This is a genomic window from Flavobacterium sp. YO64 (assembly GCF_004119505.1).
GTDB lineage: Bacteria > Bacteroidota > Bacteroidia > Flavobacteriales > Flavobacteriaceae > Flavobacterium > Flavobacterium oncorhynchi.
Genome location: NZ_NRQV01000002.1, coordinates 140,054 through 162,961, shown reverse-complemented (window position 1 = coordinate 162,961; position 22,908 = coordinate 140,054). Strand labels below are relative to the sequence as shown.

The window sequence follows — 22,908 nt, the reverse complement described above, 5'->3', positions numbered from 1 at the left end:
TAATACAATTGACAATTTAGGGTATAATTTAGAACGTCAAAATAAAGTAGTCTTAAAAAAAGAACTCAAATTTTACAAAATCAACTAAAATTAAAACACAACCGCTATTTTAACAGCCCTCAAAATCTAAATATTTATTTTTTTTAACTTTGACCCCAAAAAAAATAGGGTTCAATAAAGTATTTGAAAAATGAAAATAGAGAAACGCTGGATCATTTCCTTTATTATTATAAGTATTATTTGCATTACAGGTGCATTTTGGCCAACTGTTACTGAAAACAGTTATGTTTTATCTGAATTTGGCACAACAGAACATATTGTACCTGCCGATGTTGCCTGGATGCTTACCTCTTGTTGTTTGGTTTTAATCATGACACCAGGATTATCTTTTTTTTATGGCGGAATGGTAGGCAAGAAAAATGTCATTTCGACCATGCTTCAAAGTTTTATCTGCCTAGGAGTTGTAACACTTTTATGGGTTGTTGTCGCATTTAGTTTAGCTTTTGGAGATCCTGTTGGCTTTAGTTCTGGAGATCATTTTTACAGTTTCTTTGGCAACCCGACTACTTTTGCTTTTATGGATTATGTGGGCGTTTTGCCTCATAAACAATTAGCCAATACAATTCCGTTTATGCTTTTTGCCTTGTTTCAAATGAAATTTGCTATTATTGCTCCGGCTATTATTACAGGTTCATTTGCAGAGCGTGTTCGTTTTATCTCGTATTTACTTTTCATCAGCTTATTTACTATTTTTATTTACGCGCCTTTATGCCACTCTGTTTGGTATCCAACAGGTATTTTAGGAAGTTATTTTGGTGTAAAAGATTTCGCTGGAGGAACTGTCGTTCATATGAGTTCTGGTTTTGCTGCACTTGCTGGTGTTATTGTTTTAGGAAAAAGAAAAAACAGTCAGCATATACCAACTAATATTCCGTTTGTATTGCTAGGAACTGGAATGTTATGGTTTGGATGGTTTGGTTTCAACGCTGGTTCTGCACTTGCTGCAAACGGAACTGCCGCTATGGCTTTTGCAACCACAACTACTTCATCTGCTGCTGCGATGTTAACTTGGATTTTCTTTGACCGAATGAACGGAAGAAAGGTTTCGGCACTTGGCGCCTGTATTGGTGCAGTTGTAGGTCTTGTTGCCATAACGCCTGCCGCAGGATTTGTATCGGTTCCAGAAAGTATGTTTTTTGGATTTGTGACTGCTTTAGTTTCAAACTCTGCTGTAAATTGCCGTTTTTCGAAAAAATTCGATGATACACTTGATGTTTTCGCTTGTCACGGTGTTGGCGGAATTATGGGAATGATTTTAACTGCAATTTTTGCACACGGTAAAGATGCAAGCTTGCTGCACGGAGGCTGGAATGTATTTGCACACCATATGATGGCACTAGTTTTGGTTTCTATATTTACTTTCTTTGGAGCTTATTTCTTGTTTAAAGTAACCAATTTCATTATTCCGTTAAGAGTTTCTGAGGAATCAGAACATATGGGATTAGATTTATCACAACACGATGAATCACTTGATCCGAAAGCACAGCCAATTACTGAACCACATTATGGGTAAAATATGTGCCACAGATTTCACACATTCTCACAGATTAAAAAAAAGAAATCCAAAAAATCTGTGAAATCTGTGGCTAAAAAAATTTAAACCATAATTACATCTCGTCCATTCGTTTATATTCCTTAATTTTGCGGAAAATTTTTGTAAAGTGGGAAGTAAAAATAAACTAAAAAGATTCAGAGAAAACGAAACATTTCAAAACGTTTTTCAACCAACTAGAGAAGAAGTTGTAGGTAACTTAATGCCTTTAAGAGGAAAATGGAATTCTGATTTCTTTAAAAATGATAATCCTTTAGTTTTAGAATTGGGATGCGGGAAAGGTGAATACTCTGTTGGATTAGCTGAAAAATATCCTAACAAAAATTTTATTGGTATCGACATTAAAGGCGCTCGTTTCTGGCGTGGTGCAAAAACTGCTGTTGAAACTGGCCTTCATAATGTAGCATTTATTCGAACTCAAATCGAATTAATCAATCATATTTTTGCAGAAAACGAAGTTGATGAAATCTGGATTACTTTTCCAGATCCACAAATCAAATACAAAAGAACAAAACACAGAATGACGAATTCTGAGTTCTTGAAATTGTACAAAAAAATCCTTAAAAAAGACGGTGTCGTGAATCTTAAAACCGACAGCGAATTTATGCACGGTTATACACTTGGATTACTTCATGGTGAAGGACACGAAGTTTTGTATGCAAATCATAATGTGTACAAAAATGAGGGAAGTCCTGAAGAAGTTACTGCTTTTCAGACTTTTTATGAAAAACAATATTTAGAAATTAACAAGGCAATTACGTATATTCGTTTCAAAATTAAAGACTAATTTAATTTTAAAACCTCTTTTTTAACCTACTAAAACAACTGAATGGCATTATTCACTCCATTACTTTCAGGTTTTATTGCCGCTGCAATTGGGATTATTCCGCCGGGTTTAATCAATATGACGGCTGCTAAGATAAACTTGAAAGAAGGGAAAAAGAACGCCTTATGGTTTGTAATTGGTGCTGTTTTAGTTATTTTTTTTCAGGTTTACGTTGCTGTTTTATTTGCCCGCGTTATCGACAATCGCCCAGATGTTGTGACCTTGCTGCGTGAAGTTGGTTTTGTTATTTTTTCAATCTTAACCATTTATTTTCTATTTATTGCCAAAGAACCTCAAAGCAAAAAGAAATCAAAGATTAAAAAAAGCAGTAAAAAAAGTCGTTTCTTTCTCGGAATGCTTCTTTCTGGCTTAAACTTCTTCCCTATTCCATATTATGTTTTGGTAAGTGTAACGCTGGCTTCTTATCATCTTTTTGCATTCGAAAACAACACCATTTTTACTTTTGTTCTAGGTTCTGTTTTAGGTTCTTTTGCTGTTTTGTACAGCTACATTGCATTCTTTGGAAGAATTGAAAAGAAAACTGATTACCTAATGCGAAACATGAACACGATTATTGGAAGTATAACTGGTTTAGTTGCCATTGCAACACTTTTTAATATATTGAACTATTATTTCGGATAATTTTACGGCGACAGATTATAAGCATTAAAATGATTTTTTTACTTTGTGATTAAATATTTTTCTCCCAGATTTTGCAGATCAGACAGATAAATCTATTTAATCCTTTTAATCAGTGGCAAAAAAACTTAATTTATGGCTGAGGAAAATTTTTTCGAAAGAGTTTATGTAATCGCCAGACAAATTCCGTTTGGAAAAGTAACTTCATATGGTGCAATTGCAAAAGCTTTAGGAACTGCTCGCTCTGCGCGAATGGTTGGCTGGGCAATGAACGCCTGTCATAATATGGATGATGTTCCTGCACACAGAGTCGTTAACCAAAAAGGACTTTTGACTGGAAAACATCATTTCGACGGAACAAATTTAATGCAGCAGCTTTTAGAAAACGAAGGAATAAAAGTGGTGAACAATCAAATTGTAGATTTCGAAAAACATTTTTGGACTCCGGAAATTTCTACCATATAAGTGATGTAAGTTTATTTAAACTGGGCTCAATATTATATGATAAGCTTTGCCAAAATTGGTTAATGACAGGAAATCACATACTTTTTTAAATGAAATTACATCACTTATATGGTTCATTCTTCTCAAATCAAACAAATCACAAAGCTTGTTTTATCTTCGTCTGTCTGATAGCTTAAATAACCTCCGTGAGCTTCAATGATATTTTTTGAAAGTGTTAACCCAATTCCTGCGCCGTCTTTTCTAGTGGTGAAAAAAGGAAGAAATATTTTGTCTTGAATTTCTGGATCAATTCCTTTTCCGTTATCTGAAATTATGATAAAAAAGCGATTGTTTTCAGTGTAACTCGACAAAAATAATTGCTTTTCTCTTTTTCCTTTCAGGGCATAAATACTATTAGTTATCAAATTTATGATTACCTGTTCCATCTGGTTTTTATCAATCAAAATAGAACGTGAACTATTAATTTCATTTATCAGCTGAATTTTTTCGCTTTTCAAAATAGGATTCATTACCCGCAGACAATCGTCAAAAAGAGCATTAATCTGCGTCATTTCTTTCACCGGAGTTGGCAGCATGGCTAGTTTACGGTAACTTTCGACAAAATCCTGCAAATGATCACTTCTGTTTATAATGGTCGAAATGCTGCTTTTTATATCTTCAAAATCATCTTCTTCCAGTTTTTCCTGATCTACAATTTGAAGTAAATTTTGCGAAAGTGCACGAATAGGCGTCAAAGAATTCATTAATTCATGCGAAATAATTTTCATCAAATTAATCCACGCTTCTTTTTCTTTTTTCTCGATAACACGTTGAATACTATCTAATAAAATGATAAAATACTCTTTTTTATACGTTTGAGTTCTCGAAGTCTGCAGTATAAAAGTCTGCAAATCCTGATCTTCAATTTTAATTGAAATAGCCAATTTTAATTCGCTGAATTCTTTTTTCTCAATTTCGTAACAAAGCGATGGCAGATAATTTTTAAGATATTTCCAATGACTGACTTTTGGAACTTTAAATAAACGAGAAAAACAGTCATTCATTAAAAAAATCTTCCAATCCTCATCTTCTTTTTCGAGAATTACAGCGGCAGTATCAATATTATTTAATAAGGACTGATAAATAAGTTCTTTTGAAGTTTGTTCCTGATGCCTTGATTTTAGAGCTTCATACAAAGCATACAAACTTTTAAAATTGTCCTTTTTATTCTCTTCAGGAAAGTTTGTAGAAAAATCATCTTGCAAAATCGACTGCAGTGTTCTGTCATAAAACTGCAATTTACTTTTTACATAAAAATACATTTCGGCAAGCATTATCAAAGCAAAAGAACCAACTAAAATCGCATTGAAATAAAACATTTTATAGATTAGAAAAAAACAAAAGAAAAAGAGGATCATTACGAACAAAACTCGTATAAAAAAGGCATTATGAAATTTCCAGTTCTTCATTATTTTGTTTGAATTGCCTCCAGCTTTAGCTGGAGAAATAAAATTATTTACAAAGGGGCTTTAGCCAAACATAAACATTTTGGCTAAAGCCTCGAATATTATCTTATTAAATTCACATCCAGCAAAGCTGGACGCTACTCATTTTCTTTTGTCCCTAATTCTTTAAATCATATTTTTCAATTCTTCTATACAATGCAGCTCTTGACAATCCAAGTTCTTCGGCTGTTTTACTTATATTTCCGTGATGTTTAAAAAGAGCTTTTTCGATTGCCGTTTTCTCCATTTCAGACAACGGATTTTCATCATTTTCTGGAGTTTCTTCAAAATCTAAAATATCCAGATCATGTACCGAAATAGTATTGTTATCGGCTAAAATTAAAGCGCGCTCAATTTTATTTTCCATTTCACGAACATTTCCTTTCCATGGATATTTCTCTAAGTATACAGCTGCATTTTCCTCAAAATGCCAGTTTTCCTGATTGTATTTTGCCGCAATTTGATCTAAAACAAAATGCGCCATTGGAACAATATCTTCTTTGCGCTCACGGAGAGACGGCAGATTTATTTCCATAGTATTAATACGATACAGTAAATCTTCTCTAAAGGTTTTATTTTTTACTTCGGCTTTAATATCATTGTTTGTAGCCGAAATAATTCTCACATTTAAAGGTCTCGCTTTACTTTCACCTAAACGAGTAACGGTTTTGGTCTGAAGCACATGCAAAAGTTTTGACTGCAGATGAAGCGGAATATTTCCTATTTCATCTAAAAAAATAGTACCGTTTTGTGCCATTTCAAATCTACCTGCGGTATCCGTTTTTGCATCTGTAAAAGCACCTTTTGCGTATCCGAAAAGTTCACTTTCGAACAAATTATCGCTCAAAGAACCTAAATCAACATGAACAAAGGTTTCTTTTTTACGTTCTGAATTTTGATGAATATACTCGGCAAAAACATATTTCCCTGTTCCGTTTTCGCCCAAAATCAAGACATTTACATCTGTTCTGGCTACTTTTTCGGCAATAGAATAGGCTTGTTTTATTTTTTGAGAAGTACCAATAAAATAACGTTTTTCGGTTTTTTCTACGAGTGGCTTTTTGCTGTTTTTTCTGCTCTCTGAAACCGCTTTATCAATAATTTCCAGCAGTTTTTCGTTATGCCAAGGTTTTAAAACATAATCAAAAGCACCAATTTTAATGCCTTCAACTGCTGTATCAATTTTACCAAAAGCAGTCATTAAAATCACAACTGTTTGCGGCGAAAATGTTTTGATTTCTTTAAGCCAGTGAATTCCTTCACGGCCATCTTCAAAACCAATTCTATAATTCATGTCGAGCAAAACAACATTAATTTCATTTTCGTTCAAAATCGAAAAGATTTTTTTTGGACTATTTGTTGTAAAAATCGTTTCAAAATGTTTTTTCAGAATCATTTTGGCCGAAAAAAGAATTTCCTCCTGATCGTCAACAATTAATATTTGGGCTTGCTTTTTTCTCATGCTGTATTTTTTTGTCCGATTTTGAACGGTCAACTGTTCATTATCGAACACTCGCTTTTGGGATGACTTTTTTAAGCTTCTTTAAAATCAATGCTTTACAAATAATAAATTTTGTGGCACAGTATTTACCTATTGATTATCAGTAAATTATTTAAAAAATGGACACGGTAATTCCTCGTAAAAATAGAAAATTTAGACATCTGACAATAGCAATTGCAGTTTTTTTAGCTTTGGGCACAATTGTCTTTTTTTCTTTCAATTCAAAAAGAAGTTTAAATGTAAAAGCAGAAGAACTTTCGATTCAAAAAGTTGAAAAAGCTTTTTTTGAAGATTTTGTTGTTTTTCAGGCAAAGGTTGAACCTTTAAATGTAATGCTTGTAAATGTTACTGAAGGCGGATCTGTAAAAGAGATTTTTGTCGAGAATGGCGCAATGGTTACAAAAGGACAATCGCTGGCTCGTTTATACAACCCAAATACTGAACTTAATTACTTAACGCAGGAAACTGCAATTATTGAGCAGATTAATAATTTGAATACGGGAAAATTGAACATTAGAAATCAGGAATTGAATTTGACTAAAGATTTAGTCTTGATCGAACATGATTACAATGATGCAAAAAGATTGTATGACATGAATTCTAAGTTGTTTGAAAAAGAAGTTATTTCTAAAAATGATTGGAATACTTTTAAAGAAAGCTTACGTTTTCAACAAGAAAGGAAAAAAACAATTCAGCAGAGTATTCAAAAAGAAAAGCAATCTAATCAATTGCAGATTTCTCAAATTAACCGCTCGATTCAAACGATGGAAAAAAGTTTGGATATTTTAAGAAACAATAAAAAGAATTTCTTGATTACTGCTCCAGAAACTGGTCGATTGACTTCGTTTGAACCTGTTTTAGGAAAAACATTTCAGGCCGGAGCAAGCATTGGAAAAATTGACTCAAAAAAAGGCTATAAACTGACGGCTGAAATTGACGAGTTTTATCTTGAAAAAATTAGAGAAGGTTTAAAAGGTCAGGTCGAATTTAAAGGAAAAACTCTTGAAGTCGTAGTAACTAAAGTAATTCCAGAAGTAAAAAGCGGGCATTTTAGTGCTGAACTGGCTTTTACATCTAAAGAAAATATTACGTTGCAAGATGGTTTAAGCTTTGGCGTAAAACTGATTTTGTCTGAAAAAAATAAGACAATGGTAATTCCAAAAGGAGCTTTTAATCAGGAAACTGCTGGCAAATGGATCTTTGTCGTAAAAGGAAATAAAGCGGAAAGAAGAAATATAAAACTAGGCCGAGAAAATCCTTCTTATTATGAAGTCTTGAGCGGACTAAACGAAGGCGAATCTGTGATTACATCATCGTATACAGATTATAAGGATATTGAGGAATTATCGATTCAATCAAAGTAAACTCAATCTTGCCATTTTTGCTATTAATCACTTACAATTAAAATAATTATAGAAGTTTCAATCATCAATCAAAAAACATTTTTAAAAACATTTAACACCAAAAAAATATGATAACAATACAAAATTTAACCAAAGTATTTAGAACCGAAGACGTTGAAACTGCTGCTTTGAGCGGTATAAATGTAGAAATTAAAAAAGGAGATTTTTTAACCATTATGGGACCTTCGGGCTGTGGAAAATCGACTTTGTTAAATATTATCGGACTTCTAGACAGTGCTGACGGCGGCAGTTATAAATTGTTAGATCAGGAAATGATTGGTTTAAAAGAAAAAGGAAGAGCACAAGTTCGTAAGGAAAATATTGGATTCATTTTTCAAAATTTCAACTTAATCGATGAACTTTCTGTTTATGATAATATTGAACTGCCGTTGCTTTACAACAACGTAAAAGCAGCTGATAGAAAACAAAAAATTGAGGCTATTGCAGAAAAATTAAATATCTCTCATCGTTTAAAACATTTTCCGCAGCAGCTTTCGGGCGGACAACAGCAAAGAGTTGCAGTTGCAAGAGCTTTAGTAAATGATCCAAAAATTATTTTGGCGGATGAGCCTACAGGAAATCTGGACAGTAAAAATGGTAATGAGGTTATGGAACTTTTAACTGATCTGCATGCTAAAGGTGCTACAATTTTGATGGTTACCCACTCTGATTATGATGCTTCTTTTTCGCAAAGAACAATTCATATGAAAGATGGTGTTATATTCTCTGAAAAGTTAAATCAGAGAAATGTTGATGTTTTTATGGACGCTAAATAAATTCAAGATGATAAACTTTGTTATAACCGCAATCGTAGTCCTGGTGGGATTTGTATGCAAAATTTTTACACTTCTTTAAAAGGCTGATTCGGCCTTTTACCAAAAAATAACTAACATAACTATAAAATAGATACCATGATTTTTAATTGGTTTAAAATATTTATTTATCATTTAAAACAAAACAAGCTGTTTTCGTTTTTAAATGTTTTAGGATTGAGCATCGGAATTGCCAGCGTAATTTTTGCCATTTTATATTGGAATAATGAGCACGCATACGATCAATGGAATCCTGAAAAAGAAAATGTATATAAAGTTCTAAATAAAATAGGATCAACTGGTGATATCTGGGGAACAAATACAATTCCTTTTGGACAAACCTGTAAGGCAACAATTCCTGAAATTGAACAAATTTGCTTCTTAAACGACTGGTATGACGAAGCTGTTTTAAAATATCAGAATAAAAAAATAATTGATAAAAAAATAACGGTATCTGATAATAATTTTTTCGATTTTTTCCCTTTTCCAATCGTAAAAGGTGCTAAAAAAAATATTCTAAAAGAAAAAAACAGTGTTGCTATTTCTGAAGGACAAGCTAAACTTCTTTTTAAAGATGAAGATCCTATCGGAAAACCTATTACATACAATGACCAAGCTTATATCGTAAAATCTGTTTATCGCATCGTAACTCCGTCTTCTATTGAACCAAACTATGTTTTTAGCGGTATTGTTCGTGAATATGACCTTAACAGCTGGGGAAATTTCAGCTATGGTTTAATGATTAAGACCAAAAAGAATGTTGATATTAATGTCGTTTTAAAGAAAATGCGTAATGTAAATTATGTAAATGTAATTTTAAAAGAGGCAAAAAAAGTAGGTCAAACTCCTGAGCAATTTATTAAAGAAAATGGCGAGATAACGAATTTTCTTGATCAGCTTAAAACTTTGCGCTTACATGGCACAAAAACATCAGGAGATGCTTCTCCTGAAGGAAAAGGAAACTTACAGCTTATTTATATTATGGCTGGTTTGTCGATTTTAATATTGGTTTTATCATTGGTAAATTATATAAATCTGGCAACAGCATCTGCCATAAAACGCGCTAAAGAAGTTGGTGTTCGCAAAATTGTGGGAGCTTCAAAAAAACAGATTATTGCACAGTTTATATTTGAAACAGCAATAATTGTAACACTTTCTATTTTATTTGCCTTGGCAATTGTAGAACTATCTCTTCCGTATTACAACTCTTTTTTAAGAAAAAATTTGACTATGAATGGCGGTGAATTTTACCTGCAGCTTCTTTTTATTTTTGGATTAGTACTCATTCTTGCTGGTATTTTTCCTGCTGTTTATATCTCAAATTTTGAAACTTTAAAAGTGCTGAAAGGTAATTTTTCAAGAAGTAAAAACGGAATCTGGATTCGAAATTCGATGCTTATTTTTCAATTTGGCATTGCAACGTTTTTTATTATCGGTGCTTTAATTGTAAATTCTCAAGTTGACTTTATGATGAATAAAGACCTTGGTTTTACAGGTAATCAGGTAATTCGAATTCCTTTCAATTATCAAAATTATGAAACAAAAGGCCAGAAATATGCCACTACAAAGCAAGAAATACTTAAACTATCAGGAGTTCAAGAAGTTTCTACTTTTGCAGGTACTTTTGGAAACAGCACTAATTCGAGTTCTGGTTTTACCCACAATGGTATTTTTGTACAGCCTCGAAATGTTGAAATGGATTTTGGCTTTTTAGAAATGATGAAGATTAAAATTGTTCAAGGGCGAAATTTATCTCCAAAATTTGCTTCAGACACGATCGACAACTGGCTTGTTAATGAAACCTTGGTAAAAGACTTAGGACTTAAGAATCCTATAAATACTATTATTACCTCAGGCTGGTCGAATGGAAAAGGAACTCTAAAGTTTAAGATCGTTGGTGTTGTAAAAGATTTTCATATTACAGGATTACAAGACAAGGTACCTCCAATGATTTTTTTAAACACAAAAACTTTAAAGTGGAATAACTTTCAAAATGTCTATGTAAAAGTTTCTCCAAATAATTTAAGCGAAACATTGGATAAATTAAAAACTTATTGGGAGGCAAATATAAATCCCGACTATCCATTTGATTATGAATTTGTAAACAAAGGATTTGCTAAAACGTATGAAGAACAAGTTAAACAAAAAGATCTATTTTTTATCCTAAATCTTGTTGTAATTATAATTGCCATCTTCGGATTGTTTGCTTTGGCATCATTTTCGATGGAGAGAAGATTGAAAGAAATTGCAATTAGAAAAACGCTTGGTGCAGAAACTGATGTTTTATTGAAAGAGCTGTCAAAACAATATTTTATTTATTGTTTAATGGGATTTGTAATCGGGATTATTCCAGCTTACATTTTACTGCAAAAATGGCTTGAAAATTTTGCCTTTAGAATCAATATCTCTCCTATTCCGTTTAGCATTGCACTTGTTTCATTGCTTACGCTGACATTAACAATTGTTTTGGCAAAAGCCTATCAGGTAACCAAAATAGATGTTTTGAAATATTTAAAATACGAATAATCTTGTAGACCATTTTTTTTAAAACACCCTTCAGATGTAGAGATCTGAAGGGTGTTTTTTTATAATATTTGGGAATACATTTTTTACTGTAAAACGGCATCATTAGAATATAGTAACTTATCCAAACTCTTATCTCTATCGTACACATCTGGATAAAAACCAATTTCGCCGTCATCCGTTACCCACGCGGTAAAATAACCTATATAAATTGGAATTTTCTTTTTCAGCATACAAGGCGTTTCTTTTTCACCGCTCATTGCACTATTGATTTTATCAACAGGCCAGTCAGGATCATCTTTCAGCATATGCAAAGCAAGTTCTTTGGCTTCTTTTACATTAATACATCCGTGGCTGAAAATACGTTTTTCAAACTCAAACAAGCTTTTTGCCGGCGTATCATGAAGGTAAATATCATTTGGATTTGGAAACATAAACTTAACTAACCCCAGCGAGTTTTTAGGACCCGGTTTTTGTCTCACATTACCACCATTCCATTCCATATTATGATCCGCGAGATAATTTTTATCTTCCGCCATTTTTAGTTTCAACTCATTTTTTATGATGCTTGCCGGCACATACCAATAGGGACTAAATACGATTCTATCAATATTACCGCTAAAAATTACCGTTTCGGTCATTCGTGTACCAACAAAAACATCTGAAACTAAATCATATTTTCCGTTTTTTACATAAATCAATCTAAACGACGGAATGTTCACCATTACATATTCACTTGCTTTTGCTAAATCAGTCGGAATCCATCTGCATCTTTCCATGTTCAGCATAATCGTTCTGATTCGGTTCGCAATTGGCTCATTCATTTGATCGATATGATCTTTTGTAAAAGCATAATTCAATTTTAAGCCATATCTCTTTTTATATTTTAAAACACCCGCCATCATTTCTTCATCATACAAACTGCTTTTTGAATCTCGGGCCAAATCGCCAACTACAAACAAACGTTCTCTAATTTGTTTAACAACTGTACCGCTGTCAAAAGGTTTTAAATCTTTGTAAGTCGCTGCATCGATATCAATTTTTTTCCAAAGATTATTTTTTTCAATGTTTCGATATCTTTTCAAAACGCTTTGAAGTTTGTAATATTGACTAAATAAAAGATTTTCATCTTTATTCAAGCGGTCAGGATCCCCCATTAAAGAATCTAAAATTCTATCATAAGAAATGGATTTTGCAGGCAGATACCAGCCTATTTTTTTTAAAGTCTGCGGATCAACGCCAGAGTAAACATTGCTGGCATAAAAAACATACATATTAGATAATAAAAGATCTGTATCTGTAGGCGAAAGATCTTCGGTAACATTTTCATTAAAAACGTCGTCGATTAATGGCATATACGGCATAGTCGCTTTTACACCCTGTTCACTTAAAAGTTTTACTTTATTGTACAATAAAGCTCCAAATTCGCTCACGCTTTTATCATCATGCCAGATCATCTTGTAGTCTCTTTTTTTATAGAGATCTTCAACATCTTTTTGATACTTTTTCAGTTTAGGATATTTCTTAAAAAAACCACTTATAGATTCAGCGTTTATTGTTCCTGAATTATTGTCTTTACTAATTTTAAAGACATTTTCAAATGGTGATTTTTCATTTGCCACATTCGTCTTAGCATCTGCAGAATCGATGGAAAACACAAAAAAACTAAAAGTGATAATTGCGGAAAAGAGAGTAAAGTTTCGCATCTGTTTAAATTTTAAATTTTATAAAATCTATTTTAAAAAACATCAAAAACTCAGAAATACTCGAAAGTAAGTTTTCCTGCATTTTTGTTAAATTTGGAAGTCTGCGATTTTGGGTACCCAAATTTAATTAAGATTATTGACAATTCATCGATTATATAGAGGAATTTTTATACGAATTTACAGACGTCATTATCCTTAAAAAATAGAGTTTATAAATAGCATTCTAGAATTTTAATGCCCTAGAAAATATATTTTTGATCATTTTGACCAATCTCAATATCAATAAATACAATTTAAAAGGGTTTGAATCCGAACATAATCTGTTATCTTTGCAGTCTGAAATCAGTTTACATAAATATAGAAATTTGAAATCGATTTCTTTCCATACAAAATAGCACATTAAAATGAAATTAGATAGAAAAGAAATTCTTAAAGCATTAGAAACAATCACTATAGCTGGAGAAGGAAAAAATATGGTTGAAAGCGGTGCCGTTTCAAACGTACTAACTTTTGGCGATGAAGTTGTTGTAGATTTAGTATTGCACACGCCTGCGATGCATATCAAGAAAAGAGCTGAAGACGATATTAAAAAAACAATTCACGAATTGATATCTGCTGATGCAAAAATTAAAGTAAATATTAAAGTAGAAACTCCTGAGAAAGTCGAAATTAAAGGTCGTGCTATTCCGGGAATTAAAAATATTATTGCCGTTGCTTCTGGAAAAGGAGGAGTTGGAAAATCGACTGTAACTGCAAATCTTGCTGTTACACTTGCAAAAATGGGTTTTAAAGTTGGTGTTTTAGATGCCGATGTTTACGGTCCTTCGATGCCAATTATGTTTGATGTTGAAAATGAAAAACCTATTTCGATAACGGTTGACGGAAAATCAAAAATGAAACCAATTGAAAGCTATGAAATCAAAATGCTTTCTATTGGATTTTTTACTGCGCCAAGTCAAGCTGTAATTTGGAGAGGCCCAATGGCAGCAAAAGCTTTAAATCAAATGATTTTTGATGCTGATTGGGGAGAATTAGATTTTATGCTTCTAGATTTACCTCCGGGAACTGGAGATATTCACCTTTCAATCATGCAGTCTTTACCAATCACTGGAGCTGTTGTAGTAAGTACGCCGCAAGCTGTTGCTCTTGCAGATGCTAAAAAAGGAGTTTCGATGTTCATGCAGGACAACATAAATGTACCTGTTTTAGGAATTATTGAAAACATGGCTTATTTTACACCTGAAGAATTACCTAATAACAAATACTATATTTTTGGTCAGGAAGGAGCAAAAAATCTTGCTGAAGATTTAAATGTTCCATTCTTAGGCGAAGTTCCAATTGTACAATCTATTCGTGAAGCAGGAGATTTTGGACGCCCAGCTGCATTACAAACTGCATCGCCAATTGAAACTATTTTTGAAGAAATAACTCGAAATGTTGTACAAGAGGTAGTAAACAGAAACGAAAGTCTTCCCGCTACTGAAGCAATTAAAATTACAACAATGGCAGGTTGTTCTGCAGTAAAGAAAAATTAATAATAAGATAATTGAGATAGTTGGATAATTAGATAATCATTATGCGATCTGCAAATTTTCTAATTTTCTAATTGACACATTTTCTAATTGATAAAATTATGACAACAGAAGAATTAACAAATAATGTTTTATTGGCTTTAGACGAAATCAGGCCATTTTTAAAATCTGATGGCGGAGATATTTCGCTTATCTCTATTGATGATGATAAACATGTTAAAGTTCGTCTTGAAGGTGCCTGCATAAGCTGCAGTGTAAATCAAATGACCCTAAAAGCGGGTGTGGAAACTACGATCAAAAAATATGCTCCGCAGATTGAAACTGTAGTAAATATAATGTAACCATAGTGTTAACAATCGTACTTTTTGAACAATTAAAATTAACAAGAATAATAACATTGTAAGCCATTAAAATAGCAAAACACCAACAAAACAGCAAAAACACATACGTTTTTTAATGATTTAACAAAAAACAATGTAAAGTTTTAAGAGTTTTAGTTAAGTAATTGTTACATTTTTAACTTAAATTTGTGACATAACCCTAAATCTTAAACTTATGAGAAAATTTTACATTCTATTAGCGTTGTTGTTTTTTGTTTCTGCAAATTATGCTCAAAACAAAACTGTTGTCGCAGACAAAGCTTGGGTAAATGAAGCAGAAGAGTGGTCGGATTTCAACTATGCCGGACAAATTGTATTCTCTATCAATCCAAATGAGGAGCCTGGAAGTTTACGAGTTGGTAATTTTGATTTTTTGTATGATTTTGTAGATGGTAAAGGCAAATTTTCGAGTAAAACAACTTATAGTTCAGCATCATTTTCACATCCAAGAAAAATCTCGGCTGTAACTGATAAACAAGGTGTTTTAAACTCAACTTATGAAGGAACATTAATCTTTCAATCTGATAAAGATTATTATTCTGTGATTGCAATTGTTAGCATTCTTGAAAAAAACGATAACATTTTAGGTGTAAAAATGCGCCTTAAGGAAGGTTCTCGAAAAGAGTATGCTTTTAGTACAAAACCAACAAGTTAATTTAAACAGAGGATTTTTTCACGTTATAAAATCCTAACATAAAATTCCAAACAATTAAAATGGATGTATTAATAAAGATTAAAGATCGAGAAGGAGTTATACACGAATTACAAGCTCCAACTGATATGGCGATGAATATAATGGAGTTATGCAAAGCATATGAACTTCCTGTTGAAGGAACTTGCGGAGGAATGGCAATGTGTGCTTCCTGCCAATGTTATGTTCTAAATGATGTTGCATTACCAGAAATGGGAGATGAAGAAGAAGCCATGCTTTCGGAAGCATTTTATGTTAAATCTAACAGCCGTTTAGGTTGTCAGATTCCAATTACTACAGAATTAGAAGGTTTAGAGTTAGAATTAGCTCCAGAATACTAAAAAATAAAATCCAAATATTTTAAAAATCCAAATTCCAAAAGGTTAAGCCCTTTGTGAATTTGGATTTTTTTTAATTGTTTTCTAAATCACTTGGATCAAAAGGTTCAAACTCTCTTTCAGAAAATGCTTCTGTCAAAATTCCTGACGAACACAACCAAGTAATTGTTTCTTTAAGTGTATTTCCGGCTTTATAAATCATTTCGCTGTAACGTGGTAAAACAAAATATTCGCCTTCATAAAGAATAATTTCATCACCATCAAAAGTATCTCCAATTCTAATTGAATTTAAAACTTGATCTTTTGTCAGCACCTCTTTACCTTCATCCCAAAACCAATATTCTGTTATACGATTTCTCCAATCTTCTAAGGTCAATATTATTGTCTCTGGAAGAAATATTCGCACGTATGTTCCGCCAAGAATTCCGCTTCCGTAAACTAATACATACTCTTTATAATCTTCATCAAAAGCAATGTTTAATGTTTTTTCACAGGCCAAAATTTCTTCTTCAGAAGCTAGAAACAAATCTGTTTTATTGGTCTTATAATTTGGAATAATCTTATAGTTATCGAAATTCATTTTTATTGCATTTATTAAGAGCTTAAAAGTATATTTTTTTTGCTTCGGAATTGAATTTATTGATACAAAAAAACCGTAATTACACTACTGCAATTACGGCTTTCTCTTTATAACAATTTTATTTAATCTCTAATTAAACCAAACCTGCTTGAATTAAATATTCAGCAATTTGAATCGTGTTTGTTGCAGCACCTTTTCTTAAGTTATCAGCAACAATCCACATATTTAAGGTGTTTGGCTGGCTTTCGTCACGACGGATTCTTCCAACAAATACATCATTTTTACCTTCTGCATATAATGGCATTGGATAAGTAAATGTATCTAAATTATCTTGTACTGTTACTCCGTCTGTATTATGTAAAATTTCACGAACTTCGTTTACATCAAAATCATTTGTAAACTCAACATTTACCGCTTCACTATGTCCGCCTACAACTGGCACACGAACTGCAGTAGCTGTAACTCTGATAGTATTGTCACCAAGAATTTTTTGAGTTTCGCGAACTAATTTCATTTCTTCTTTAGTGTATCCGTTTTCTTCAAAACTATCGCAATGTGGAATTGCATTTCTGTGAATTGGATATTTGTAAGCCATATCACCTTGAATTCCTGCGTATTCGTTTTCTAATTGTTTTACCGCTTTTACACCAGTTCCAGTGATTGATTGGTAAGTAGAAACGATAACTCTTTTAATATTGTATTTTTTATGCAAAGGCGCCAATGCTAATACCATTTGAATAGTCGAACAGTTTGGATTTGCAATAATTTTATCTTCTTTCGTTAATGTAGAAGCATTGATTTCTGGAACTACTAATTTTTTAGTAGGATCCATTCTCCATGCTGATGAGTTGTCGATTACCGTAGTTCCAGCAGCAGCAAATTTTGGAGCCCATTCTAAAGATGTATCTCCACCTGCAGAAAAAACAGCAATATCTGCTTTCATATCGACAGCAGTCTGCATTCCTACAACTTTATATTTTGTTCCTTTATAATCAATTTCTTTTCCTACTGATCTTTCAGAAGCAACAGGAATTAATTCTGTAACAGGAAAATTTCTCTCTGCTAAAACTTTAAGCATTACTTCGCCAACCATTCCGGTAGCACCTACAACCGCTATTCTCATTTTTATATTTTTAATATCAATTAATCAAATTTACTCTGCAAAAATAGTTATAATAAAAACGAAAACAATGTGCTTCACAAAAAATAACAAAATGTTACAAAACAAACATTTAATAAAAAAACCGCCCCAATTAAGGAGCGGTTTAGTTAGACATAGTGCAGCGGAATTATTTTTTAAGCAAATCTCTAATTTGCGTAAGTAACTCTTCTTGAGTTGGTCCTGCAGGTGCAGCCGCAACTTCTTCTTTTTTCTTAACTTTATCAGCAGCTCTTAAAACAACAAATACAAAGAATGAAATAATTACAAAATTAATGATTGCCTGAACTAAATTACCATAGGTAATTACAGCAGCACCAGCCGCTTTTGCCGCAGCTAAATTTGTATAACTATTACCATCAAGTGTAATAAATTTTTGAGTGAAATCGATTCCTCCAGTCAGTAAACCAACTATAGGCATAATAATATCGTCTACAGCAGAGCCGACAATTTTACCAAATGCTCCACCAATAACTACTGCAGTAGCTAAACTAAGCACATCACCTTTCAATAAAGAAGCCTTAAAATCTGCGAAAAATCCCATAGTATTTGTTTTTAAAATTAAACTCAATATCAAATATAATAATTTTAACAAATATTCTACCTGAAAAATACTCTTTTTACACGCTGAGAAATACTTGTCATAATTTCGTAAGGAATCGTTTTTAATGCTTCTGCCATTTCAACAACGGTAGGGCTTTCGCCGAAAATAATAACTGAATCTCCTTCTTTACACTCAATATGACTTACATCGACCATTAGCATATCCATGCAAACGCTTCCTACGATATATGCTTTTTGATTTTTAATGGTTACAAAACCAACTTGATTTCCCCATAATCTCGAAATTCCATCAGCATAACCAATTGGTATTGTGGCAATTTTTGTTTCTTTTTTTGCCATAAATCGACGGCCGTAACCTACGCTGTCTCCGCTTGGAATGGTACGAACCTGCGATATAATCGATTTTAGTGTTCCAACATTTTCTAGATATTTCTGTTCCGTAGGATCATTGGAAACACCGTATAATCCGATTCCTAAACGCACCATATTATATTGTGCATTTGGAAAATTACTAATTCCAGAAGTGTTCAAAATATGACGAATTGGACTTATATTTAATTCAGACATTAATTTTGAAGATAATTTCTCGAACAAACTTATTTGTTCTTTTACAAATTCAAAGTGGCTTGGATCATCACTTGTTGCTAAATGCGATAAAATACTTTGAACACGAACTGTTGAATTTCCTTGTAAAGTCGAAATTAGCTCTTCGATTGTATTATCCTCAAAACCTAAACGATGCATTCCTGTATCCAATTTTATATGAATAGGATAATCTTTTAGATTCTTTTCTCTAGCTATTTTCAAAAAGGCATTTAGTCCTTTTATACTATAAATTTCTGGTTCTAATTGATATTGAATTATCGAAGGAAAACTGGTCGATTCTGGGTTTAAAACCATAATTGGCAATTTTATTCCGCCATTTTTCAACGAAATTCCTTCATCGGCGAAAGCCACTCCTAAATAATCTGTATTGTGATGTTCTAATAATTTTGCAATTTCTAAACCGCCGTTTCCATAACCAAATGCTTTTACCATGACCATAATTTTTACATCATTGGCCAATTTAGATTTATAGTAATTTAGGTTATGACTTATCGAATCTAAGTTTATTTCGAGAACCGTTTCGTGTGTCTTTTCTTCTAGAAGGGAAACAATTTCTTCAAATTGAAATGATCTTGCTCCTTTTATTAAAATGGTTTCATTATTAAAATTTAACTCTTCTACTGCTTCCATAAATGCTGCCGTATTTAAAAACATACTGCTGTTTGGAAACTTAGCTGCAAAAGAAGAAATCGTTGGTCCAATACCTATAACGCGGTTTATTTTATTATCAGCAATAAGCTGCGCTACTTTTGAATATAATTCTTCATTTGAAAATCCGCTTTGAAAAATATCAGACAAAATAACGGTTTTAGAGGCGTTCTTTTTTTTCTGGCTTTCTAAAAAGTCTAAAGCAATTTTAAGCGACTGAAAATCTGAACTGTAACTATCATCAATAATACTGCAGTTATTAATTCCGTTTTTTACTTCTAAACGCATTTGAACTGGATACAGCATTTGCACACGATTTTGAATAACGGCAAAATCGTACTTAAAGTACAACATTACTAGTAAACAAGAAATCGCATTTTCGACAGAAGCGGAATCACTAAATGGAATTTCGAGATTAAAACTCTCATTATTGTATAGATATTGAATGGTTGTCGTATCGTTTTTTGTTTCTTTTTTTAGAATAAAAACAGCTGCACTTTTATCTGTAAAACTCCAAGAGAAAAGCTTTCTATCTTTTAAAGGATTTTCAGCAGAAAATGCAGTTAAACATTTGTCTACCAATTGATTTTTTTGATAAATAATTACTGGTGTATTTTTAAACAGTACTAATTTCTCATTGATTTTTTGCTCTGTATTTTGAAAGCCTTCATCATGGGCAGATCCTATATTGGTTAAAACACCAATATTGGGCTTAATAATTTGTTCTAAATTGGCCATTTCTTTTACAGTAGAAATTCCGGCTTCAAAAATGCCTAAATTATGCTTTTCGTTTATTGCAATAACAGACAACGGAACTCCTACTTGAGAATTGTAACTTTTAGGGCTTCGAATAATATTAAAATCAGGACTCAGCAAAAAATTAAGCCATTCCTTGACAATCGTTTTGCCATTGCTGCCTGTTAATCCGATTACAGGAAAATCGAATAAATTTCTATAATAAGCGGCAAATTCATGAAATGCTTTGAGCGTATTTCTTACTACTAAAAAATTGGCTTTCCCTTTTACATTTTCTGGAATATACTGCACAACAAAATTCTGAACTCCTTTTTCAATAAGTTCCGAAATATAAAGATGAGCATCATTATTAGCTCCAGAAAGAGCAAAAAACAATGTTTTTGCACCATTTTGCAGAGAACGGCTGTCGATCGAAATATGATCAACAAAAATATCAATATCTGAACCTGTCCACTCGGCGTTAAAAACCGAAATAAGGCTTTTTAAATTTATGCTCATTTAGAAAATTTCTTTTTGTCAAATTTAAAAAAAGGTTTGCCACGAATCACACAAATTTCCGCGAATTATTGTTTGATTTTTTGCCACAGATTAAAAGGATTTACATGATTTAATCTGTGTGAATCTATTGATCTATGGCTATTATTTAAACATTTTGCAAATAAATAATTACTGAAAATTTGTGTAATTGCTTCGCCTGTTCGCTATCGCTCGAGTCGTAGCTCGAAAAACTAAATATTCGTGGCAAAAAACATTATTTCATTATATTTGTTCAACACCAGAAAATAAAGCGTTTTGAAAAAAGTACTTCCACTATTCTCTTACATACTTCATCCTATATTTATTCCAATGTACACTACATTGTTGTATCTGTTTTGCAAAGATGATGTTTTTACAACTCAAGAAAAGTACTTTGTATTATTTCAAATTTTGGTGATTACAATTATTGTCCCTGTTTTATTTTTCTTGTTGCTGCGCTCAACAGGACATGTAAAATCATTAATGCTTCCAGAAACCTCTCAAAGACTTGTTCCACTTGTTTTACAGTCCTTTTTGTATATTTTATTGGTTAAAAGAAGTATTGTTATTACTCGCTATCCTGAGCTTCATTTCTTTTTTCTGGGTGCCTTATTTACAACCATTTTAGCACTGGTTTGTTCGCTTTTTAAATTTAAACCAAGTCTTCACGTAGCGGCAATAAGTGGTTTCACGATTTTTGCTATGGGATTAAACATTCATCTGCAGACGCAAAATCCGTATTGGAGTGCTTTTTTAATTTTAATGACAGGAATTGTTGCTTCTTCACGATTAGAGATGAATGCTCATACTCCAAAAGAACTTCTTACTGGATTGCTTATAGGCGTTTTGCCACAAGTGCTATTTTTATTTCTGTGGTTATAAAATATAAAAAATCAGCCCGGCATTCAGGGTTTTTAAATTAACTTTCTCTCCTGTAAGTGTTGTAACTGAATTAAATAAAGGGCTTAATCCATAGTACACATAAAGGTTCCAGGTATTATAACCTGCCGAAATATATGGTCCGTATTGAAATTTATTAATTGAAGCGTTATTATTTATTTTATACGTTTCCTCTCCCGCATTTAAGTTTGAAGTATTTGAAAACACATAACTTAATTTTATCCCTGTATAAATTCGCCAAAACTTGGTGCTTTCAAAAGTAGAATTACGCCATCTAAATTCAATAGGAAGATCTACAGAATATTGCTTATATCGATTTGACACTATTTCGCCATAATCAGTAACGTTATAAACAATAGCTCCAGATCCGTCTCTAGAAATACCTAAATTTTGATAATAGTTTTGATAACTAAATCCTAAACCAGCTGCAATTGCAAATGTTCTTGATTTATTAATGGGCATATCACGCAAAAAACCTCCAGAAAGTCCTAAAGAAAATTTATTTTGCTTGAATCTCTGAGGTATATCAGTAAACATATTATACGTTACCGAAAAATAAAACTGATCTTCACGATACAATGAATCAATTTTAACTTCGGGTTTTACTTCCGGCTTCACTTCATTTTGAGCAAAAACACTGAAAAATGAAGTTAAAAACAAACAGCTAAAAAGTAATCGCATATTGTATTGTGGTTTTAAAAGGGTTCTTAAATAAACGTTCAAAAAGCTGCATTTATTTCACTTACAAATATAACACAATGCCACTTCATGATGCGATTTGAAAGTAATAATTCTCTTTTTCACGACGAATAAACTCATTCTTTGCAGTATTTTCAACAAATCAAGAGCAGAATCAAAAAAATAAATCATTTTTTCACTGGTCTTTTATACCTTTGTCTTGCATGAAAAGAAAGCAGCTCATATTAAGTTTCGCGTTTGCTGTCACAATATTGTTTTCGATATTGTTTCAGTCTGTGCACAGTTATGAGCATATCGTAAAACAGCTTTCAGAAAAACAATGTCATCACGATTACAATGATCCAAACGGCGAAATAACACATCAGCATCATAATTATGATCTTTGTTTTGTTTGTAATTTTGCTTTTGGAAGTTATATCGTTCCCGAAAGTATTTCTTTTCAGTTTCACACTTTTGGCACTGAAACACCTTATTTCTTTCCTCTTACTGAAAAGATTTTTTCAATTTCAAAACCTTCGTATTTATTACGAGGACCTCCTGCTTTTATAGTTTCTTAAATTTCGAATAC

The 22,908-nt window shown here is 32.3% G+C and carries 21 protein-coding genes; 13 read left to right on the top strand and 8 right to left on the bottom strand.

Annotated elements, in window-relative coordinates:
* The first annotated feature begins 190 nt into the window (after window positions 1–190).
* The 4 genes from BOW57_RS02040 to BOW57_RS02025 all read left to right on the top strand — a co-directional run bounded on the left by BOW57_RS02040 (window position 191) and on the right by BOW57_RS02025 (window position 3,542).
* Window positions 191–1,573 carry an ammonium transporter gene (locus tag BOW57_RS02040; RefSeq protein WP_129052869.1) on the top strand — a complete coding sequence of 461 codons (1,383 nt, stop codon included), beginning with the start codon at window positions 191–193 and terminating at the stop codon, window positions 1,571–1,573.
* A 148-nt stretch (window positions 1,574–1,721) separates the two neighbouring features.
* Complete coding sequence (trmB, locus tag BOW57_RS02035; protein WP_089053773.1) at window positions 1,722–2,399, top strand: tRNA (guanosine(46)-N7)-methyltransferase TrmB; 678 nt, start codon at window positions 1,722–1,724, stop codon at window positions 2,397–2,399.
* 42 nt (window positions 2,400–2,441) lie between these two features.
* Window positions 2,442–3,080 carry a LysE family transporter gene (locus BOW57_RS02030; protein WP_129052868.1) on the top strand — a complete coding sequence of 213 codons (639 nt, stop codon included), beginning with the start codon at window positions 2,442–2,444 and terminating at the stop codon, window positions 3,078–3,080.
* A gap of 132 nt (window positions 3,081–3,212) precedes the next feature.
* A complete protein-coding gene (locus BOW57_RS02025) occupies window positions 3,213–3,542 on the top strand; it encodes an MGMT family protein (RefSeq protein ID WP_089053771.1) in 330 nt (109 codons plus the stop codon).
* A 122-nt stretch (window positions 3,543–3,664) separates the two neighbouring features.
* On the opposite strand, the gene BOW57_RS02020 is transcribed toward BOW57_RS02025, so the two are convergent.
* Entirely contained in the window at window positions 3,665–4,990 is a 1,326-nt protein-coding gene (locus BOW57_RS02020) for a PAS domain-containing sensor histidine kinase (RefSeq protein WP_129052867.1), read from the bottom strand.
* A 154-nt stretch (window positions 4,991–5,144) separates the two neighbouring features.
* Window positions 5,145–6,488, bottom strand: a complete 1,344-nt coding sequence (locus BOW57_RS02015) for a sigma-54 dependent transcriptional regulator (RefSeq protein WP_129052866.1) — start codon at window positions 6,486–6,488, stop codon at window positions 5,145–5,147.
* Between the two features lie 158 nt (window positions 6,489–6,646).
* Between BOW57_RS02015 and BOW57_RS02010 the strand changes: the two genes are divergently transcribed.
* The 3 genes from BOW57_RS02010 to BOW57_RS02000 all read left to right on the top strand — a co-directional run bounded on the left by BOW57_RS02010 (window position 6,647) and on the right by BOW57_RS02000 (window position 11,268).
* On the top strand, window positions 6,647–7,891 hold the full coding sequence (locus BOW57_RS02010; RefSeq protein WP_129052865.1) for an efflux RND transporter periplasmic adaptor subunit: 1,245 nt from the start codon (window positions 6,647–6,649) through the stop codon (window positions 7,889–7,891).
* Between the two features lie 107 nt (window positions 7,892–7,998).
* On the top strand, window positions 7,999–8,706 hold the full coding sequence (locus tag BOW57_RS02005; RefSeq protein WP_089053767.1) for an ABC transporter ATP-binding protein: 708 nt from the start codon (window positions 7,999–8,001) through the stop codon (window positions 8,704–8,706).
* 135 nt (window positions 8,707–8,841) lie between these two features.
* Window positions 8,842–11,268 carry an ABC transporter permease gene (locus BOW57_RS02000; RefSeq protein ID WP_129052864.1) on the top strand — a complete coding sequence of 809 codons (2,427 nt, stop codon included), beginning with the start codon at window positions 8,842–8,844 and terminating at the stop codon, window positions 11,266–11,268.
* Window positions 11,269–11,351: 83 nt separating this feature from the next.
* On the opposite strand, the gene BOW57_RS01995 is transcribed toward BOW57_RS02000, so the two are convergent.
* On the bottom strand, window positions 11,352–12,971 hold the full coding sequence (locus BOW57_RS01995; protein ID WP_129052863.1) for a murein L,D-transpeptidase: 1,620 nt from the start codon (window positions 12,969–12,971) through the stop codon (window positions 11,352–11,354).
* 404 nt (window positions 12,972–13,375) lie between these two features.
* Between BOW57_RS01995 and BOW57_RS01990 the strand changes: the two genes are divergently transcribed.
* The 4 genes from BOW57_RS01990 to BOW57_RS01975 all read left to right on the top strand — a co-directional run bounded on the left by BOW57_RS01990 (window position 13,376) and on the right by BOW57_RS01975 (window position 15,915).
* Entirely contained in the window at window positions 13,376–14,506 is a 1,131-nt protein-coding gene (locus tag BOW57_RS01990; protein WP_089059495.1) for an Mrp/NBP35 family ATP-binding protein, read from the top strand.
* Window positions 14,507–14,604: 98 nt separating this feature from the next.
* Window positions 14,605–14,844: a NifU family protein gene (locus tag BOW57_RS01985; RefSeq protein WP_053469915.1), complete on the top strand. Its 240-nt coding sequence runs from the start codon at window positions 14,605–14,607 to the stop codon at window positions 14,842–14,844.
* A 214-nt stretch (window positions 14,845–15,058) separates the two neighbouring features.
* Window positions 15,059–15,538, top strand: a complete 480-nt coding sequence (locus tag BOW57_RS01980) for a hypothetical protein (RefSeq protein WP_129022597.1) — start codon at window positions 15,059–15,061, stop codon at window positions 15,536–15,538.
* Window positions 15,539–15,597: 59 nt separating this feature from the next.
* The gene (locus BOW57_RS01975; protein ID WP_026982672.1) at window positions 15,598–15,915 is read left to right on the top strand and encodes a 2Fe-2S iron-sulfur cluster-binding protein; all 318 of its coding nucleotides are present in this window, start codon (window positions 15,598–15,600) and stop codon (window positions 15,913–15,915) included.
* A gap of 70 nt (window positions 15,916–15,985) precedes the next feature.
* Here BOW57_RS01975 and BOW57_RS01970 read toward each other — a convergent pair whose 3' ends face one another.
* The 4 genes from BOW57_RS01970 to BOW57_RS01955 all read right to left on the bottom strand — a co-directional run bounded on the left by BOW57_RS01970 (window position 15,986) and on the right by BOW57_RS01955 (window position 20,723).
* The gene (locus BOW57_RS01970) at window positions 15,986–16,492 is read right to left on the bottom strand and encodes an SMI1/KNR4 family protein (RefSeq protein ID WP_129052862.1); all 507 of its coding nucleotides are present in this window, start codon (window positions 16,490–16,492) and stop codon (window positions 15,986–15,988) included.
* Window positions 16,493–16,625: 133 nt separating this feature from the next.
* A complete protein-coding gene (locus tag BOW57_RS01965; protein WP_089053761.1) occupies window positions 16,626–17,615 on the bottom strand; it encodes an aspartate-semialdehyde dehydrogenase in 990 nt (329 codons plus the stop codon).
* Between the two features lie 166 nt (window positions 17,616–17,781).
* On the bottom strand, window positions 17,782–18,195 hold the full coding sequence (gene mscL / locus BOW57_RS01960) for a large conductance mechanosensitive channel protein MscL (protein ID WP_089053808.1): 414 nt from the start codon (window positions 18,193–18,195) through the stop codon (window positions 17,782–17,784).
* A gap of 56 nt (window positions 18,196–18,251) precedes the next feature.
* Complete coding sequence (locus tag BOW57_RS01955; protein ID WP_129052861.1) at window positions 18,252–20,723, bottom strand: bifunctional UDP-N-acetylmuramoyl-tripeptide:D-alanyl-D-alanine ligase/alanine racemase; 2,472 nt, start codon at window positions 20,721–20,723, stop codon at window positions 18,252–18,254.
* Between the two features lie 294 nt (window positions 20,724–21,017).
* Here BOW57_RS01955 and BOW57_RS01950 point away from each other — a divergent pair, with 294 nt between their 5' ends.
* A complete protein-coding gene (locus BOW57_RS01950) occupies window positions 21,018–21,623 on the top strand; it encodes a hypothetical protein (protein ID WP_241687362.1) in 606 nt (201 codons plus the stop codon).
* Here BOW57_RS01950 and BOW57_RS01945 read toward each other — a convergent pair.
* Complete coding sequence (locus tag BOW57_RS01945) at window positions 21,618–22,322, bottom strand: porin family protein (protein WP_129052860.1); 705 nt, start codon at window positions 22,320–22,322, stop codon at window positions 21,618–21,620. The genes BOW57_RS01950 and BOW57_RS01945 overlap by 6 nt on opposite strands.
* A 221-nt stretch (window positions 22,323–22,543) precedes the next feature.
* Here BOW57_RS01945 and BOW57_RS01940 point away from each other — a divergent pair, with 221 nt between their 5' ends.
* Entirely contained in the window at window positions 22,544–22,897 is a 354-nt protein-coding gene (locus BOW57_RS01940) for a hypothetical protein (RefSeq protein ID WP_164973657.1), read from the top strand.
* The last annotated feature ends 11 nt before the right edge of the window (window positions 22,898–22,908 follow it).

Coding starts and splice junctions, on each gene's coding strand:
- BOW57_RS02040 (WP_129052869.1), top strand. CDS start 191: ATGAAAATAGAGAAACGCTGGATCATTTCCTTTATTATTATAAGTATT.
- BOW57_RS02015 (WP_129052866.1), bottom strand. CDS start 6,488: ATGAGAAAAAAGCAAGCCCAAATATTAATTGTTGACGATCAGGAGGAA.
- BOW57_RS02010 (WP_129052865.1), top strand. CDS start 6,647: ATGGACACGGTAATTCCTCGTAAAAATAGAAAATTTAGACATCTGACA.
- BOW57_RS01990 (WP_089059495.1), top strand. CDS start 13,376: ATGAAATTAGATAGAAAAGAAATTCTTAAAGCATTAGAAACAATCACT.
- BOW57_RS01985 (WP_053469915.1), top strand. CDS start 14,605: ATGACAACAGAAGAATTAACAAATAATGTTTTATTGGCTTTAGACGAA.
- BOW57_RS02025 (WP_089053771.1), top strand. CDS start 3,213: ATGGCTGAGGAAAATTTTTTCGAAAGAGTTTATGTAATCGCCAGACAA.
- BOW57_RS01980 (WP_129022597.1), top strand. CDS start 15,059: ATGAGAAAATTTTACATTCTATTAGCGTTGTTGTTTTTTGTTTCTGCA.
- BOW57_RS02005 (WP_089053767.1), top strand. CDS start 7,999: ATGATAACAATACAAAATTTAACCAAAGTATTTAGAACCGAAGACGTT.
- BOW57_RS01940 (WP_164973657.1), top strand. CDS start 22,544: ATGAAAAGAAAGCAGCTCATATTAAGTTTCGCGTTTGCTGTCACAATA.
- BOW57_RS02020 (WP_129052867.1), bottom strand. CDS start 4,990: ATGAAGAACTGGAAATTTCATAATGCCTTTTTTATACGAGTTTTGTTC.
- BOW57_RS01945 (WP_129052860.1), bottom strand. CDS start 22,322: ATGCGATTACTTTTTAGCTGTTTGTTTTTAACTTCATTTTTCAGTGTT.
- BOW57_RS01970 (WP_129052862.1), bottom strand. CDS start 16,492: ATGAATTTCGATAACTATAAGATTATTCCAAATTATAAGACCAATAAA.
- mscL (WP_089053808.1), bottom strand. CDS start 18,195: ATGGGATTTTTCGCAGATTTTAAGGCTTCTTTATTGAAAGGTGATGTG.
- BOW57_RS02030 (WP_129052868.1), top strand. CDS start 2,442: ATGGCATTATTCACTCCATTACTTTCAGGTTTTATTGCCGCTGCAATT.
- BOW57_RS01955 (WP_129052861.1), bottom strand. CDS start 20,723: ATGAGCATAAATTTAAAAAGCCTTATTTCGGTTTTTAACGCCGAGTGG.
- BOW57_RS02000 (WP_129052864.1), top strand. CDS start 8,842: ATGATTTTTAATTGGTTTAAAATATTTATTTATCATTTAAAACAAAAC.
- BOW57_RS01965 (WP_089053761.1), bottom strand. CDS start 17,615: ATGAGAATAGCGGTTGTAGGTGCTACCGGAATGGTTGGCGAAGTAATG.
- BOW57_RS01975 (WP_026982672.1), top strand. CDS start 15,598: ATGGATGTATTAATAAAGATTAAAGATCGAGAAGGAGTTATACACGAA.
- BOW57_RS01995 (WP_129052863.1), bottom strand. CDS start 12,971: ATGCGAAACTTTACTCTCTTTTCCGCAATTATCACTTTTAGTTTTTTT.